Origin of the sequence: Erwinia sp. V71 (assembly GCF_965644245.1) — a bacterium.
Lineage (GTDB): Bacteria > Pseudomonadota > Gammaproteobacteria > Enterobacterales > Enterobacteriaceae > Erwinia.
Map to the genome: position 1 here is coordinate 60,988 of NZ_CBFFRK010000008.1, position 15,492 is coordinate 76,479.

At 56.2% G+C, this 15,492-nt stretch carries 16 protein-coding genes, 1 tRNA gene and 1 pseudogene; 8 read left to right on the forward strand and 10 right to left on the reverse strand.

Going from position 1 to position 15,492, the window contains the following annotated elements:
* Positions 1-35: 35 nt before the first annotated feature.
* The 4 genes from ACSZO1_RS03290 to hpxZ are packed head-to-tail and all read left to right on the forward strand — an operon-like array spanning position 36 to position 3,599.
* A complete protein-coding gene (locus tag ACSZO1_RS03290; protein WP_437609487.1) occupies positions 36-1,622 on the forward strand; it encodes a gamma-glutamyltransferase family protein in 1,587 nt (528 codons plus the stop codon).
* Between the two features lie 12 nt (positions 1,623-1,634).
* On the forward strand, positions 1,635-1,820 hold the full coding sequence (hpxX, locus tag ACSZO1_RS03295; protein ID WP_437609489.1) for an oxalurate catabolism protein HpxX: 186 nt from the start codon (positions 1,635-1,637) through the stop codon (positions 1,818-1,820).
* A complete protein-coding gene (locus ACSZO1_RS03300; protein ID WP_437609491.1) occupies positions 1,817-3,226 on the forward strand; it encodes an AtzE family amidohydrolase in 1,410 nt (469 codons plus the stop codon). The genes hpxX and ACSZO1_RS03300 overlap by 4 nt, the downstream gene beginning before the upstream one ends.
* The gene (hpxZ, locus tag ACSZO1_RS03305; RefSeq protein WP_437609493.1) at positions 3,216-3,599 is read left to right on the forward strand and encodes an oxalurate catabolism protein HpxZ; all 384 of its coding nucleotides are present in this window, start codon (positions 3,216-3,218) and stop codon (positions 3,597-3,599) included. The genes ACSZO1_RS03300 and hpxZ overlap by 11 nt, the downstream gene beginning before the upstream one ends.
* 74 nt (positions 3,600-3,673) lie before the next feature.
* On the opposite strand, the gene puuE is transcribed toward hpxZ, so the two are convergent.
* The 3 genes from puuE to ACSZO1_RS03320 are packed head-to-tail and all read right to left on the reverse strand — an operon-like array spanning position 3,674 to position 6,125.
* Positions 3,674-4,633, reverse strand: coding sequence for an allantoinase PuuE (puuE, locus tag ACSZO1_RS03310; RefSeq protein ID WP_437609495.1), 960 nt, complete (start codon positions 4,631-4,633; stop codon positions 3,674-3,676).
* Between the two features lie 35 nt (positions 4,634-4,668).
* Positions 4,669-5,406, reverse strand: coding sequence for an allantoin racemase (gene hpxA, locus ACSZO1_RS03315; RefSeq protein WP_437609497.1), 738 nt, complete (start codon positions 5,404-5,406; stop codon positions 4,669-4,671).
* A gap of 2 nt (positions 5,407-5,408) precedes the next feature.
* Positions 5,409-6,125, reverse strand: a complete 717-nt coding sequence (locus ACSZO1_RS03320) for a GntR family transcriptional regulator (protein WP_437609500.1) — start codon at positions 6,123-6,125, stop codon at positions 5,409-5,411.
* Positions 6,126-6,270: 145 nt separating this feature from the next.
* On the opposite strand from ACSZO1_RS03320, the gene ACSZO1_RS03325 reads away from it, so the two are divergent.
* On the forward strand, positions 6,271-7,764 hold the full coding sequence (locus ACSZO1_RS03325) for an NCS1 family nucleobase:cation symporter-1 (RefSeq protein WP_437609502.1): 1,494 nt from the start codon (positions 6,271-6,273) through the stop codon (positions 7,762-7,764).
* Positions 7,765-7,809: 45 nt separating this feature from the next.
* Here ACSZO1_RS03325 and ACSZO1_RS03330 read toward each other — a convergent pair.
* A tRNA-Asp gene (locus tag ACSZO1_RS03330) sits at positions 7,810-7,886 on the reverse strand.
* Between the two features lie 133 nt (positions 7,887-8,019).
* The gene (gene dnaQ / locus ACSZO1_RS03335) at positions 8,020-8,754 is read right to left on the reverse strand and encodes a DNA polymerase III subunit epsilon (protein ID WP_437609504.1); all 735 of its coding nucleotides are present in this window, start codon (positions 8,752-8,754) and stop codon (positions 8,020-8,022) included.
* Here dnaQ and rnhA point away from each other — a divergent pair.
* Positions 8,708-9,274: a ribonuclease HI gene (gene rnhA, locus ACSZO1_RS03340; RefSeq protein ID WP_437609506.1), complete on the forward strand. Its 567-nt coding sequence runs from the start codon at positions 8,708-8,710 to the stop codon at positions 9,272-9,274. The two genes, dnaQ and rnhA, sit on opposite strands and share 47 nt — an antisense overlap.
* Here rnhA and ACSZO1_RS03345 read toward each other — a convergent pair.
* Positions 9,259-9,984, reverse strand: a complete 726-nt coding sequence (locus ACSZO1_RS03345) for a class I SAM-dependent methyltransferase (protein ID WP_437609508.1) — start codon at positions 9,982-9,984, stop codon at positions 9,259-9,261. The genes rnhA and ACSZO1_RS03345 overlap by 16 nt on opposite strands.
* A gap of 43 nt (positions 9,985-10,027) precedes the next feature.
* Between ACSZO1_RS03345 and gloB the strand changes: the two genes are divergently transcribed.
* Positions 10,028-10,783, forward strand: coding sequence for a hydroxyacylglutathione hydrolase (gene gloB, locus ACSZO1_RS03350; protein WP_437609510.1), 756 nt, complete (start codon positions 10,028-10,030; stop codon positions 10,781-10,783).
* Positions 10,784-10,854: 71 nt separating this feature from the next.
* On the forward strand, positions 10,855-12,237 hold the full coding sequence (mltD, locus tag ACSZO1_RS03355) for a murein transglycosylase D (RefSeq protein WP_437609512.1): 1,383 nt from the start codon (positions 10,855-10,857) through the stop codon (positions 12,235-12,237).
* 50 nt (positions 12,238-12,287) lie between these two features.
* On the opposite strand, the gene ACSZO1_RS03360 is transcribed toward mltD, so the two are convergent.
* The 4 genes and pseudogenes from ACSZO1_RS03360 to ACSZO1_RS03375 form a co-directional block, all read right to left on the reverse strand.
* A complete protein-coding gene (locus tag ACSZO1_RS03360) occupies positions 12,288-13,058 on the reverse strand; it encodes a class I SAM-dependent methyltransferase (protein WP_437609514.1) in 771 nt (256 codons plus the stop codon).
* 81 nt (positions 13,059-13,139) lie between these two features.
* Positions 13,140-13,946, reverse strand: a complete 807-nt coding sequence (locus ACSZO1_RS03365) for an endonuclease/exonuclease/phosphatase family protein (protein ID WP_437609515.1) — start codon at positions 13,944-13,946, stop codon at positions 13,140-13,142.
* Positions 13,947-14,145: 199 nt separating this feature from the next.
* Positions 14,146-15,057: a tagatose-bisphosphate aldolase gene (locus ACSZO1_RS03370; protein ID WP_437609517.1), complete on the reverse strand. Its 912-nt coding sequence runs from the start codon at positions 15,055-15,057 to the stop codon at positions 14,146-14,148.
* Positions 15,058-15,094: 37 nt separating this feature from the next.
* Positions 15,095-15,492 (reverse strand): annotated as a pseudogene (locus ACSZO1_RS03375) (hypothetical protein); the annotation flags it as partial.

A 15,492-nucleotide genomic window follows, 5' to 3' on the forward strand; every position in this document is an offset into this window, starting at 1 on the left:
ATTCTTCTCTGTAACCCGATAAAAAAGAGTAAGCGATGATTCAGAGCAATATGGCGCCAATGGGAATGGCGGTCACACCACACCATCTGGCGAGTGAAAGCGCCCTCGCGGTACTGCGCGAAGGCGGCAATGCGATTGAAGCGATGGTCGCCGCGGCGGCCACGATCGCGGTGGTCTATCCGCATATGAATGGCCTTGGCGGTGACGGCTTCTGGCTGATTGTCCCGCCCGGTGGCGAACCGGTCGCCATCGACGCCAGCGGTGCGGCTGGTTCCCTCGCCCATCCCGACTTCTACAGCGGTGAAACGCGTATCCCGCATCGCGGCCCCAAAGCGGCGCTGACCGTCGCTGGCACCGTCAGCGGCTGGGCGGAAGCGCTGAAAATCGCTGGCGAACTGGGCAGTGAACCGCTGCCGCTGGCGCGCCTGCTGGCCGATGCCATCCGCTACGCCGCCGACGGTATTCCGGTCACCGAATCCCAGGCGCAGGCCACCACCAGTAAATTTATCGAGCTGGCCGATCAACCCGGCTTTGCCGCCACCTTTCTGCCCGACGGCGAACCGCCGCGCCCGGGCAGCCGCTTCACCCAGCCCGCCCTGGCGCACACGCTGACGGCACTGACACTCGACGGGCTGGAGAGTTTCTATCGCGGGCCGCTGGCACACAAACTAGCGCTGGAAATGTCGCGCCTCGGCATGCCGGTGACGCTGCAGGATTTGCAGCAGCATCAGGCCAGACGCCGCACACCATTGCGTATCCGCCACCAGCACGGTGATATTTATAATATGACACCCCCCACCCAGGGCCTGGTGTCACTGGCTATCCTGGGGATTACCGATCAACTGGCAATGGCGCAGGCGGACGATGCGCAAACGGTGCACCGCATTGTGGAAGCAACCAAGCTGGCGTTCGGACTGCGCGATAAACATCTCACCGACCCTGACCATATGAAGACGGATGCGCAGTCACTGCTGAGCCACGAGCATCTGTCGGCGCTGGCGGCGCAGATTGATGACACCCAGGCCGCGCCATGGGGCAGCGGACGCGGCCCGGGCGATACGGTGTGGATGGGGGTGATGGACAGCAGTGGCCTGGCGGTTTCCTTTATTCAGAGTATCTACCACGAGTTCGGCAGCGGCGTGGTGCTGCCCGATACCGGTATTGTCTGGCAAAACCGTGGCGCGGCTTTCAGTTTGCAGCCCGATAATCTGCTAACGCTGGCACCAGGCAAACAGCCATTCCACACCCTCAATCCGGCGGCGGCACGACTGCATGATGGCCGCACGCTGGTGTATGGTTCAATGGGCGGCGACGGCCAGCCACAAACTCAGGCGGCGATTTTCACCCGCCATGTGTTGCAGGGCATGCCGCTGCAACAGGCCGTCAGTGCGCCACGCTGGTTGCTGGGCCGGACCTGGGGTCAGACATCGGACTCACTGAAACTGGAAGGCCGTTTCAGCCCTGACACCATCGCCACCCTGCGCGCGCTGGGTCATGAAGTGGAAATACTGCCCGACTTCAGCGAGACAGTCGGCCATGCAGGCGCAATCGTGCGCCATAACAACGGCATGCTGGAAGGCGCGTTCGATCCGCGCAGCAACGGCAGCGCCGCCGGTTTCTGACAGGAGAGCAAGATGAATAAGACCCCGGACTGGAGCGCGTATATCGCGCAGATGGAACAGGTGCTGGCACTGGAGCTGGATGACGCACGCCGTGCCGAACTGTTAACACAGTTCAGCCGTATCGCGACCATGGCGCAACCGCTGATGGAGTATCCGCTGGACGACCGTCTGGAAGTGGCAGGAGTGTATAAAGCATGAATCTCGCCAGCCTTTCGATTGCTGAACTGCAGTCGGCGCTGCAACGCGGCGAACTGAGTGCGCAGGAGATTGCCCGCCATACACTGGCGGCCATCGAACAGCAGAACCCGGCGATTAATGCCTGGACAGAGATCACCGCCGAGCGGATGTTGCAGGAAGCCGCCGCGGTGGATGCGCAGCGCCAGGCCGGACAGACACTGCCGCCGCTGGCTGCAGTGCCTTATGCGGTGAAAAACCTGTTTGATGTCGCTGGTTACAGCACGCTGGCAGGTGCCAGCCTGTTCAGCGAACGCCCGGCCGCGCAGCAGGATGCCTGGGCCGTGGCAACACTGGCGCAATCCGGAGCATTGCTCTCCGGCATGCTGAATATGGACGCCTATGCCTACGGCTTTACTACTGAAAACAGCCATTTTGGCGCCACACATAACCCACGCGATCTGAGCCGCATCGCTGGCGGATCATCGGGCGGCTCCGCAGCTGCGGTCGCGGCCGGGCTGGTGCATTTCTCGCTCGGCAGTGACACCAATGGTTCGATCCGCGTCCCCGCTTCCCTGTGCGGTATCCTCGGACTGAAACCGACCTTTGGCCGCCTGTCGCGCAGCGGCAGTCACCCATTTGTCGCCAGCCTGGATCATATCGGTCCTTTTGCCCGCAGCGCGGCGGATCTCGCCACCGTCTATGACGCCCTGCAGGGCTATGACAGCCAGGATGCCTTCCAGGCTGACGCGCCATTGCAGCCGACGCTGGCGCAGCTGGAACAGGGTCAGCAGGGATTACGCTGTGCAGTGCTCGGCGGCTACTTCGACACCTGGTGCAATGACGATGCCCGCAGCGCCGTCGCCCGCGCTGCCCGGGCGCTGAATGCCAGCGAGCAGGTAGTAATGGCCGATGCTGAGATTGCCCGCTCATCCGCGTTTCTGATTAGCGCCAGCGAAGGTGGCAACCACTATTTACCGGCATTACGTACCCTGCCGGAGCGCTTCGAACCCTTATCACGCGAACGCCTGCTGGCTGGCGCGATGATCCCCGCAGCCTGGTATGTGCAGGCGCAGCGCTTCCGTCGCCATTTCCAGCAACAGACGTTGCAGCTGTTTAAACACTTCGATGTGCTGATCGCGCCAGCGACGCCCTGCAGCGCCACGCCGATTGGCCAGGAGACGATTCATATCAATGGCACCGATCTGCCCACCCGCGCCAGTATGGGGATGCTGACTCAGCCGATTTCGTTTCTCGGTCTGCCAGTGGTCAGTGCGCCACTGGCCACCAGCAGTGGATTGCCGATTGGTCTGCAACTGATTGCCGCACCGTTTAAAGAAGAGCACTGCCTGCGCGCCGCGCGTGCGCTGGAGCAGCAAGGTCTGGTCATGGCGCAAGCCGCCACTGTGAGCACAGAAAATGAAAAGTGAATATATCGATCGTCCGGCGATTGTCGCCGAAGTGACTGCCGCCTTTTATCGCTATGAGCAGGCGCTGATCAGTAATGACACCGTGGTGCTGGATGAGTTGTTCTGGCACGACGACCGTACCGTACGCCTGGGCGCGGGGGAGAATTTGTATGGTATCGAGGAGATCCGCGCCTTCCGTGCTGCGCGGCCTTCCGCCGGGCTGGATCGTCAGTTACAGAATACGGTGATTATCACGTTTGGCGAGGATTTTGCGGTATGCAGCACCGAGTTCACGCGTGAAGGCACGGAGAAAATCGGCCGTCAGCAGCAGACCTGGGTACGGTTGCCGTGCGGCTGGCGGATTGTCGCGGCGCAGGTCAGTCTGATGCAGTAAGGCTCATAGCCCCCTCTCCCGCTCGCGGGGGAAGGGGCGTTAACATCGGCTTACGCTGGAGAGGGGGCCATCAATCAGGCCTGTGGCGCCGGATGGTTTTCCAGCCAGTGCTCCGCAATCTGCTGGCGGGTACAAACCCATACCCGATCATGCTGCCCGATATAATCGAGAAAACGTTGCAGCGCGCGGAAACGCCCAGGCCGGCCGAGCAAACGGCAATGCATACCAATCGACATCATCTTCGGCGCACTCTCCCCTTCTTCATACAGCACATCAAAGCTGTCTTTCAGGTAAGTGTAAAACTGCTCCGCCGTGTTAAATCCCTGCGGCGTGGCGAAACGCATATCGTTGGTTTCCAGCGTGTATGGAATAATCAGATGCGGTTTCACCGTACCATCCTGGCAGGTCACCTGCGTCCAGAACGGCAGGTCGTCGCCATAATTGTCGCTGTCATAACTGAAACCACCGTGCTCCACCACCAGCCGCCGGGTGTTCGGGCTGTCGCGTCCGGTATACCAGCCGGTCGGCGCTTTGCCAAACAGCTCTGTCAGCACATCCACCGCCTGCTGCATATGCTGGCGCTCGGATTTCGCATCCATGCCCTGATAGTGGATCCAGCGCCAGCCGTGGCTGACCACGTCATAATCGGCCTGTTTAATCGCCCCGACGATTTCCGGATGACGCGCCAGCGCCATCGCGACGCCAAACACCGTTAACGGTAAACCACGGCGCTGAAACTCCTGGTGAATGCGCCAGAAACCGGCGCGTGAACCGTATTCGTACAGCGAATCCATCGACATATGGCGATCCGCATAACTGGCAGCGCCAATAATATCGGATAAAAACTGCTCGGAACCGGCATCACCGTGCAGCACGTTATTCTCAGCGCCCTCTTCATAGTTCAGCACAAACTGCACGGCGATGCGTGCATTGTCCGGCCAGCTAGCATGAGGTGGATTCCCGGCGTAACCGCGCAGATCACGCGGATAATTCTTGTTAAAGCTGTATTCTTTTTTCTCTGCGGCATCAGTCATGGTCAGATTTCCTGTCGTTGAGCCGAATCGTCCCTTCAGTTTAGATACTCAAAAGCACCCGTGAGTTTTTTTCGGATTGGGTAATCCAGGTCACCATGCTTACTGGTCGATAACCCCAGCGCCACCAGCGATTCCACCATTTTTACCGCCGCGCCGACACCGTCGATCACTGGCATGCCCAGTTCATGGGTCAGTTCCTGTGCCAGCGTCGCCATCCCGCCGCAGCCTAAAACAATCGCACCGCTGCCATCTTCGCGCTTCGCTTGTATACAACGCGCGCGCACTTTGTCCTGCGCCACGCCGCTACCATCTTCCAGCGCCAGCACCGGCAGATCGATGGCATGCAGCGCCGCGCAATGGTGTTCAAAGCCATAACGCTGCAACAGATGCCGTGCAATAATCAGCGTGCGTGGCAGTGTGGTGACAATCGAGAAACGGGTCGCCACCAGGGTTGCCAGATGCATCGCCGCTTCGGCAATCCCCACCACTGGCCCCTGCGCCAGTTCACGCGCCGCCAGTAAACCCGGGTCACCGAAACAGGCAATCACATGCCCGGCCACGCCCTGCTCTCGCCCCAGTTTGATCTGTTCCAGCACCCCCAGCGTTGCCACCGCCTCATCAAAGTGGCCTTCAATCGACGGCGCACCTTGTGTTGGCGACACAGCGATGATCTCCGTGCCTGCCGCCGCTACCGCACGGGCCGCGCAACCGATCGTCTCGGTCATCGCCTGGCTGGTGTTAGGGTTGATCACCTGAATGATGTTTTTTGCCATCCTTAACGATCTCCCTGCTGAGCAAACAACCGGGCAAAGTCCGGCAGGGTTTCGCCACTGCGTTCAAAACGCAGGCTCTCAACGATATGGGCGAAATGTTGCTGCAGTGCGTCAGTCAGTGGCAGCAGTGCTTTATCGCGCAGCAGCGCAATCAGCCGTTCATGGTCGTTACAGCGACAACCCTGCTGCCAGGGCGCGCCCCAGGCGGCGATCACCAGCGATGAACGCTGCGTCAGCCGCGTGACCATTTCGGTTAATACCTGATTACCGGAAATCGCCTGGAGCTGGATATGAAACGCCGCGGAGAGGCGGATTGCCGCCGGGCCGTCATGTTCATCCCGCGCCAGCTGCTCTTCACGCGCCAGCGCCTCCAGCGCCGCCAGATGCGGCGGCTGGCAATGCTCCAGCACAAACGGCAGATTGGCGCACTCAATCAGCGTGCGGGTGCGGAAGATATCCTGTGCCTCTTCCACGCTGGGTGTGGCGACATGCGCACCACGTTTGGGCGTCAGAGAGACCATTTGCACCGCCGCGAGGCGCTGCAGCACTTTGCGAATCCCGGTGCGGCTGACACCAAACACCTCCGCCAGCGCCTCTTCCGGTAATTTACTCCCGGGTGGCAACTGATGTTCCACAATCGCGGTCATCAACGCCTGGAAGAAAGGTTCATCTTTATCATTCAGGTCAGAAGCCGTTTTCAGGCCATATTCACTCTTCATTACCGACTCCGAAAAACATCATTTCACCGCACAATCGTATACATGATTTTAAATTCATGTATACAAAAATTCATTGTTGGCCTGGTTCCTGCAATACCTATGTCACCCCATTGGTTACTGGTTCAATTTTACAGGAGCAGGTTTCATGCCAAACAGTCAACGCGTTACCCCGGCAGCAGCACAACAAGCGCAGGCCAGTTACAGTCCCCGGTTGTGCAATGAAGATCTGGCGCCGACTCGCGACCAGAACTGGAGCTGGTACAATATCTTTTCCTTCTGGATGTCTGATGTACACAGCATGGGCGGTTATGTGGTTGCCGCCAGCTTCTTTACGCTCGGCCTTGCCAGCTGGCAGGTGCTGCTCTGTTTGCTGGTCGGCATCTGTATTGTGCAGATCTGCGCCAACCTGGTGGCCAAACCGAGCCAGATGGCGGGTGTGCCGTATGCGGTGATTTGCCGTCAGGCATTTGGCGTGTTTGGCGCCAATATTCCGGCGGTGATCCGTGGCCTGATCGCTTTTGCCTGGTATGGGATTCAGACTTACCTCGCGGCAAACGCACTGATGCTGGTGATGCTGAAGTTCTGGCCAGCACTGGCGCCAATGACGCAGGTCTCGTGGCTGGGTCTGTCGCAGCTGGGCTGGCTCTGCTTCGGCACCATGTGGTTGCTGCAGGCGATGGTGTTCTGGCACGGGATGAATGCGATTAAGCGTTTTATCGATATCGCCGGTCCGGCGGTGTATGTGGTGATGGTGGCACTGGCGGGCTGGATTGTATACCAGACCGGATTCGATGGGATTTCCTTTACTCTGGCAAGCAAGTCGCTGAGCGCCGGTGAGCAAACCTGGCAGATGATTACCGCTACCGCGCTGGTGGTCTCCTACTTCTCCGGTCCGTTGCTCAACTTTGGCGACTTCTCACGCTACGGCAAGAATATGGGCGAGATTCGTCGCGGCAACCGCTGGGGTCTGCCATTTAACTTCCTGCTGTTCTCGATTGTCACCGTGGTGATTGTGTCCGGCACCCAGTCGCTGTTCGGCAAAATGATTACCGACCCTATCGAAACTGTCAGCATGGTGGGCAACGATCTGGCGGTGGCTATTGGCCTGCTGACGATGATTGTCGCCACTATCGGCATCAATATTGTCGCCAACTTTGTTTCTCCGGCGTTCGATTTCTCTAACTGTTCCCCACAGAAAATCAGTTTCCGTACTGGCGGGATGATTGCCGCCGTCGGCTCCGTGCTGTTAACGCCGTGGAACCTGTTCCAGTCACCTGAGCTGATCCACTACACACTGGATGTGCTGGGTGCGTTTATTGGTCCGCTGTTTGGTATTTTGCTGGTGGATTTCTATCTGATTAAACGCGGTGTGGTGTCAGTTGATGACCTGTTTGATGACACGCCAAAAGGCAAATACTGGTATCAGGGTGGCTTTAACCCGAAAGCCATCGCCGCACTGGTGCCAGCCGTCGCGATTGGCCTGGTGATCAGCTTTATCCCGTCGCTGCACGCCGTCGCCAACTTTAGTTGGTTTATTGGCGTGTTACTCGGTGGCGGCTGCTATCGCTGGATCGCCCGTGATGAGCTGGCTGCAGCGCCAGCCGCCTATCGCGGTAAAGTGATTATTCAGAAGGACTAAAACGACGAAAGCCTGATTCATTTCTGAATCAGGCTTTCTGAATGTTGGCGGAACGGACGGGGCTCGAACCCGCGACCCCCTGCGTGACAGGCAGGTATTCTAACCAACTGAACTACCGCTCCGCGCTTGTTCCCCGTCGGGAACGAGGCGCATATTAATGGCCTGGTAAGATGTCGTCAACGCTTTTTAGCAGATAAAGGTGCGTTTGCCTGCTTTTTCAGCGCCAGCGCGGTTTTCTGGCGTAAAATGATACACTTATGCCCGCCACAAACAGCTGCCGCCCTTTTTCAGCACCAGATCCAGCCGCTGTTCATGCGCCAGCATCTCTTCATCAGTGGCAGAAACCACGCGCAGTGCCGACAATGGACGAGCAATACGCTGGTGCACCGCTTCGCCCCCTGCCGCATTCTGCTGTTCACCGTCCTGCGAAAAAGCCAGCGAGGTCTGTCCGCCGGTCATCGCCAGGAACACTTCCGCCAGAATTTCGGAGTCAAGCAATGCCCCGTGCAGCGTACGCTTGCTGTTATCGATTTCGTAACGGCTGCACAACGCATCAAGGCTGTTACGCTTACCCGGGAACAGCTTACGCGCCATCATCAGGCTGTCGGTCACCTGACAGAAGGTTTCCGTTTTCGGGATATCCCGTTTCAGCTTGCCGAATTCATAATCCATAAAGCCGATATCGAACGATGCGTTATGGATCACCAGCTCCGCGCCGCGAATGTAGTCAATAAACTCATCAGCGATATCAGCAAAGGTGGGCTTATCCAGCAAGAACTCATCGGCAATACCGTGAACGCCAAACGCTTCCGGGTCCACCAGCCGGTCCGGTTTCAGATACATATGGAAGTTGTTGCCGGTCAGGCGACGGTTCACCACCTCCACGGCACCGATTTCAATGATGCAGTGGCCTTCATAGTGGACGCCCACCATGTTCATGCCGGTGGTTTCGGTATCGAGTACGATTTGGCGTGTAATTGCTGTGCTCATAGGGCTCGTTTATGTCAGACTTGGCGTTTTGTCAGAGGGAAGTTTACCAGAGATGCGTAAACAGGTAGAAATTTTCACCGACGGTTCCTGCCTGGGAAACCCAGGGCCGGGCGGTTACGGCGCAATTCTGCGCTACGGTAAGCATGAAAAGACCTTCAGCGCCGGTTTTCATCTTACCACCAACAATCGAATGGAAATGATGGCGGCTATCGTCGCGCTGGAAGCGCTGACCCAGCCCTGCAGCGTCACCCTCAGTACCGACAGCCAGTATGTACGCCAGGGGATTACCAGCTGGATCCATAACTGGAAAAAACGCGGCTGGAAAACTGCCGATAAAAAGCCGGTAAAAAATGTCGATTTATGGAAACGCCTCGACACCGCACTCAGTCATCATGAAATTAACTGGCAGTGGGTCAAAGGCCATGCCGGACACCCGGAAAATGAGCGCTGCGACGAGCTGGCACGCAGCGCGGCGGGTAATCCGACATTTGATGACGTGGGCTATCAGGCAGAATCCTGAGCGCGGAACTGGCGCGTGGCATTGACCGCCGCGCGCAGCTGCGTTTTGCTGGCGGTTTTGCGCGCCGGCGTCATCGTCAGCGGGAAAGTCCGTTTACGCGCCACGACAATATTCAGACACCCCAGCGCCGGCAGGTGGGTACTCACCACTTTGCCGCCCTGCTGCTTCCACGGCACCACCTGGAAGCGGGTGCGGTGAATCACTTCATAATTCAGCAGGCTCAGCCAGTCGAGCAGTCGCATCTGGCTGAACATTCGTCCGTTCCACGGTGCATGGCGGTTGAGACCCGGCACAATCTTGCCGATACCTAACAGGCTGAACGGATTGAAGCCGCTGATAATCATCCAGCCATCATCAATCAGAACCCGATCGACCTCGCGCAAAATACGGTGGGGATCGCTGCTCCAGGATAAGGCATGCGCCAGTAAGCAGGCATCCACCGACTTGGATTCAAACGGCAGCGACATCGGATCGGCAATGACCTGTAACGCCTCCCCGGCGCGCCCCACATTCACCTGATGTGAAACCGGGCAGGCCTGAGTATCAATTTCTGCACTCAGGTTGCCAATTTTCAGCAGATGAAAACCATACAGTTTGCTCAGACAGGGTTGCAGGTGCTGGGCCAGCGCATCGCGGAAATAGTCCCCCCAGGGCATGTCCGCCCAGGACTCTGGCGCATTATGAATTTGGCGTGTTTTAGCAGGCTTCATGCTTTACCATCGTTGTTCCTGAACAACCTTCCAGGAGGTGTCTATGAATCTTACCAGCATTCCAGCGTTACAGGATAACTACATCTGGACGCTAAATGATGACAGCGGTCACTGCCTGATTGTCGACCCGGGCGAAGCGGCGCCGGTGATCGCCACGCTGCAGCAAAATCAGTGGCAACCGGTGGCGATTTTACTCACCCACCATCACCATGACCATGTTGGCGGCGTAAAACAACTGTGTGAACAGTGGCCACAACTTGTGGTGTATGGCCCCGCAGAGACACAAGATAAAGGGGCGACAGAAATCGTCAGTGAAGGCGATGTAGTGACTATTTTGGGGCGCGAATTTAGCGTTATCTTCACCCCAGGCCACACTTTAGGACATATCTCATATTTCAGTTCCCCTTACCTTTTTTGTGGCGACACGATGTTTTCTGGCGGCTGCGGACGGCTCTTCGAAGGCACGCCAGAACAAATGCACCAGTCATTTCAGAAACTTAACAAACTCCCTGCTGACACCCTGATTTGCTGCGCACATGAGTACACATTATCCAATTTGAAGTTTGCACAGGCGACGCTGCCGGAAGATAGTGACATTGCGCGCTACTATCGACAAATTAAGGAGTTACGCGATAAAAACCGCACTAGTTTGCCATCAAATTTGGCTCTTGAGCGAAAGATTAATTTATTTTTACGAACGCATGATACTGATTTACAAAAGGTTATCGGAGTCGATGTTCCACCACAGCAACCATGGCAGGTTTTCGCCCGTTTACGCGAGTTGAAAGACAGTTTTTAATTTTAAAGGTTGTGTTGCCGCGGCCGACAACGTATGATTGCTCGTCTTTTAATCTAACTATTGACACACACATGAAGGCTAAAGCGATGATAATAGCCTCGGTCTTGCTGGTGGGGTGCCAGGCGTCAAGGCATGATGCCAACATCCCGGAACAGCATGCACAGAGTTTGTCTTCGGCAGGTCAAGGTGAAAATGGAAAGTACTCGGATCGTATGTTGTCGCCGCGCTGGCAGGATGATGGAACAACCTTTGCGCAAGACCAGGATCTGTGGAATTTCATAAGCGACGAGCTGAAGATGGAGGTTCCGGAGAATTACCGGATCCGCGAACAAAAACAGAAGTACCTGAAGGACAAGAGCTATCTCCACGATGTAACATTACGGGCAGAGCCGTATATGTACTGGATAGTCGAGCAGATTAAGAAACGTAAGATGCCGATGGAACTGGTACTACTACCCATAGTGGAGAGCGCTTTTGACCCCCGCGCGACATCATCCGCCAATGCCGCAGGCATCTGGCAGATTGTCCCGCAAACGGGGCGTAATTATGGTTTGAAACAGAACCAGTGGTATGACGGTCGTCGTGACGTCGTCGCATCCACTAAGGTTGCGCTGGATATGATGCAGCGCCTGAACGACATGTTTGGCGGAGACTGGTTACTGACCGTTGCCGCGTATAACAGTGGTGAAGGCCGCGTGATGAAAGCGATAAAACAGAACAAGGCGCGCGGGAAGCCAACCGACTTCTGGAGTTTATCGTTACCACGTGAAACCACGGTGTATGTGCCGAAAATGCTGGCTTTAGGCGAAATCCTCAAGAACAGCAAGCGTTACGGAGTCAAACTGCCAACACCTAACGAAAGCCGCGCTCTGGCGCGTGTGGAAGTGGGACAGCAGATTGAACTGACCCAGGCAGCTGAGATGGCGGGTATGTCGCTCAGCAAGCTGAAAAGCTTTAATACGGGTTACAAAAACGGCGTGACAGCCCCTAACGGTCCCCATTACATCATGGTGCCGAAGTCGAATGTCGCGACGCTGCGTAACTCACTGGCGACAGGTGATATTGCCGCTGTTCAGCCTGCAACGCAGGTGGCGAACAACAGCAGCACCAGCAGCAGCTATAAGGTACGCAATGGCGATACCTTATCTGGCATCGCGAAACGCCTTGGCGTCTCGGTGAAAGACTTGCAGAGCGCAAATAACCTGCGCGGTGGCAAGATTAAACCGGGGCAAACGCTGAGCGTATCAGGCGGTAAAGGCACGCAGCTGGCGCAGAACAACAGCATCACTTACCAGGTGCGTAAAGGCGATTCGCTGGCCAGTATTGCAAAACGTCATGGCGTGAATACCAAAGACGTGATGCGCTGGAACACGCTGTTAAGCGACGCGAAAAACCTGCAGCCCGGTGACAAGCTGACGCTGTTTGTGAATAACCGCGCCACACCAGAAAGCTAAGTTCATACCGAAAAAAAGCCACTCAACAGAGTGGCTTTTTCTTTGCCTGCTTACTGCGGTTTCGTCGCTTCGATAAAGATAATATCACTGCTGAAGCTGCAATCTTCCTGTAAAGCATAATAGCGTTTCACTTCATCCGATGCCGACTGCTGATAAGTGCGAATAGCCTGAGTCAATACATCTGGCGTGCGCATACGGGCAATCCAGCTGCTGAACTCCAGATACAGCCGATCCTGACTGATGCCATTGATGGCCAGCCCCGCTGCCGTAAACAGCGCAGCCCACTCTCCCGGCGCATAATTATGAACATGCGAAGTATCACGCAGCGCTTCCACCGTCTGCAGCCAGATATCCAGCACCGCATTGCCTGGCGCACTGACATCCATAAAGATCACTTTGCCGCCCGGTTGCAGAACGCGTTTCACCTCACGCAGCGCCTGACCGACATCATGCCAGTGATGGGCGGAGTAACGGCTGATCACGATATCAAAGCTGCTATCCGGGAACGGTAACGCCTCGGCATACCCCTGCGCCGTGGTTAAATGACCGTAGCCACGCTGTTCAGCGGTTTTCGCCACCACCTCCAGCATCTGCGCCGACAGATCGTAAGCAACCACCTCACGCACCTGCTGTGCAGCGATAAAACTGGCGTGCCCGGTACCGCACCCCAGATCGAGTACCCGTGCCTGTGGATATGCAGACAGCCGTGCGCTTAAACGTTCCAGATCGCGCCCGCTGGCATGCACCGTGCTGCTCAGGTAAGCATCAGCCTGATCGCCAAACTGTTTATCGACATGTTGATGGTGACTTTGCGTTGCCATATCTCTGTTTCCTTTTAGACGATTGTTTTAATAAAAGGGCAGACGCAACTGACCTGCCCTAACGGCAGGCCCAATTCATCCTTAGATAAGCTCAGGCTTGCCGGGATGAAATTCAACGAGTAGAGGATTGTGATCGGATGCACGCGTAACGAGGACGGAAGCCTCAACCACGTTCATACCGCGGTAGAAAACGAAATCTAACGGGCGGCCAAAAGCTTTACGACGATGATCATCAGTAAAACGCACTTCACGCAGCGACATTTCTCGCGCAAAGCGGAACAGCGCATTCATCCGCTGGCGGCTCCAGGCGTTAAAATCCCCCGCCAGGATCACTGGCCCACGGTGGTGCTGAATCTGCTCACCAATCGGCCCCAGTTGCTTGCTGTATACATCAATACCCAGACTGAAGTTCACCGCATGCACATTCACCACCATCAGCATTTCACCGCCTGGCAATGGGTAGGCCGTCACCAGAGCCGATTTCGCTAAACGCAGCAAAGGCTCACGTTCACGTAACGGGCAGCAATAAACCGGATGCGCAGCAGCCAGCGTCATCACCCCAGAAGGGTGCTGTGGCAGCACAAAGGCGGGAACCTGATCGGCCGCGAGGTAATTCGAGGTGGCAAAGCGCACCAGCTCTGGCGTGGTTTGCGCTTCCTGCAGCAGGACCAGATGGGCATCTTTACCAAAGTTCTGCAGCACGGATAACCATTCAGCACGTTGCTGCTTAAAAATATTCCAGACTAACACCCGCAACGACGCCCCTTCGGTGGGCAGCGGTACGCCCGGCGGTAACGCCTGACCTACGTGCAGCATCGCCCCGGGCGGAAAAATACGCTCCGCAGGCTGTCCCGCAACATATCTCATGGCATAGGTCTTCTTGTGCACTTTACCGCCTGAACATTTACTGCTGAGTGTTTCTTCGTCTCTTTCTGTTATAGGGACTTTGCGCCTGACTTTCAATCGCAACGACAGATTTCCGTGTCAGATAGCGTAAGTAAATGCAAATCCGCGGCTATTTTCCGGCTGCTGAAAATGGTCTGGCTGCCGCGGCGGTCAACGTCAGCCAGACCCGTAACGGAGCCGATCAGGCAATTGCGCGCGGTTTACGATATTTAACCAGCAACTGCTGGATATCACGTAAACGCGAGACGGCAACCGAGGGGAGCTTTTCCCGGGAGATATTACGGTCGAGGGAAATGCAGTCTTTCCACAGTGAGCGTCCGGCAATCACACCCGAAGCACCATTACGCAATGAGATATCTACCTGTTGCAGGAAGGTCGCGTGATCAACCCCTGCCGACAACACCGCCCAGGGGATATCACCGCAGATGGCCGTCACACCGGCACAGGCATCTTCACTTCCCGGATAAGGGATTTTCAGCACTTTTGCCCCACAGTCGATGCAGGCCTGGCAGCCCTGCTGAATCAGCTGCGGGATTTTTTGCTGATATGCTTCTTTACTCTCATTCTCCAGCTGATATGTCAGGAACTCGACCACCAGGAACAGGTCTTCACGGGCGAAATCGCTAATGACGGCACGCAGCGTGGCAAGATTAGCCGTGTTCGCTTCAGGAATATCACTGCGCAGGTAGATCATAATTTTCCCGCCGGTGGCGCCCAGCTCGCGCACCTTACGGGCAGTGATGCCTTCAACCATGGTGGAGATGCGGTAACCCTGTGCCGAGGTTTCCCAGCCTGATGCATCAAGACCGACCAGCAGCCCGGTATCACGTGGCACCACCCCTTCATCAATGATGCCTGGCACGGCGCAAATCGGATCAACCAGCACGCATCCCGCTTCTGCGGCCAGATAACGGGTAATATCGTATTTGGTTTTGCCTAAGGCTTCGTTACTAATTTTTGCCTGCTCTTCAGGCGTTGATGCTAATAAGGTTCGCATGCCGCCACGCTGGTCGCAGGCGACAACCATCATTGAGCCAGTAGCATCACAAATCATCTGATAACCACGGCGCTCTGCTGTTGTCATTTTGTTCATTGGTTAATTCCTAGTACAAGAGATAATTTAGTTAGAATTAAATGTGATTCAGGCGTTGATTGACCCATGAAATAAGTTCCTGACGCTCTCCCCCCTTATCCTGGTCAACGGTATAGACCTCACCTAATCGCAGCGGCTGAGCGTTCCCTGCCAGTAACATCAGTTCAGGAATATATTCCTCTCCCGGATGACCTTTTATTCTGTCAGCACAACGTTGCTGGTAACGCTCAGCTGCCAGTGCCGGGGAAATCTGATTCCACACCTCAAGAATATTGTTACAGCCGCACATTGTCAGATGACTCTGCAGAACCGTTTTGTCGCGAAATCCGAACCAGGCATCCAGAATAAAAACCGTATTCCGCGAATTCAGATAATAAGTGCAACGCTTGGTCATGTGGATGGAGGGACGGTTAGCTACCGATAAGCTATCCTGCT

Excerpts from the sequence above, each read along its gene's own strand:
- ACSZO1_RS03290 (WP_437609487.1), top strand. The coding sequence starts at position 36 with ATGATTCAGAGCAATATGGCGCCAATGGGAATGGCGGTCACACCACAC.
- hpxX (WP_437609489.1), top strand. The coding sequence starts at position 1,635 with ATGAATAAGACCCCGGACTGGAGCGCGTATATCGCGCAGATGGAACAG.
- ACSZO1_RS03300 (WP_437609491.1), top strand. The coding sequence starts at position 1,817 with ATGAATCTCGCCAGCCTTTCGATTGCTGAACTGCAGTCGGCGCTGCAA.
- hpxZ (WP_437609493.1), top strand. The coding sequence starts at position 3,216 with ATGAAAAGTGAATATATCGATCGTCCGGCGATTGTCGCCGAAGTGACT.
- puuE (WP_437609495.1), bottom strand. The coding sequence starts at position 4,633 with ATGACTGATGCCGCAGAGAAAAAAGAATACAGCTTTAACAAGAATTAT.
- hpxA (WP_437609497.1), bottom strand. The coding sequence starts at position 5,406 with ATGGCAAAAAACATCATTCAGGTGATCAACCCTAACACCAGCCAGGCG.
- ACSZO1_RS03320 (WP_437609500.1), bottom strand. The coding sequence starts at position 6,125 with ATGAAGAGTGAATATGGCCTGAAAACGGCTTCTGACCTGAATGATAAA.
- ACSZO1_RS03325 (WP_437609502.1), top strand. The coding sequence starts at position 6,271 with ATGCCAAACAGTCAACGCGTTACCCCGGCAGCAGCACAACAAGCGCAG.
- dnaQ (WP_437609504.1), bottom strand. The coding sequence starts at position 8,754 with ATGAGCACAGCAATTACACGCCAAATCGTACTCGATACCGAAACCACC.
- ACSZO1_RS03345 (WP_437609508.1), bottom strand. The coding sequence starts at position 9,984 with ATGAAGCCTGCTAAAACACGCCAAATTCATAATGCGCCAGAGTCCTGG.
- gloB (WP_437609510.1), top strand. The coding sequence starts at position 10,028 with ATGAATCTTACCAGCATTCCAGCGTTACAGGATAACTACATCTGGACG.
- mltD (WP_437609512.1), top strand. The coding sequence starts at position 10,855 with ATGAAGGCTAAAGCGATGATAATAGCCTCGGTCTTGCTGGTGGGGTGC.
- ACSZO1_RS03360 (WP_437609514.1), bottom strand. The coding sequence starts at position 13,058 with ATGGCAACGCAAAGTCACCATCAACATGTCGATAAACAGTTTGGCGAT.
- ACSZO1_RS03370 (WP_437609517.1), bottom strand. The coding sequence starts at position 15,057 with ATGAACAAAATGACAACAGCAGAGCGCCGTGGTTATCAGATGATTTGT.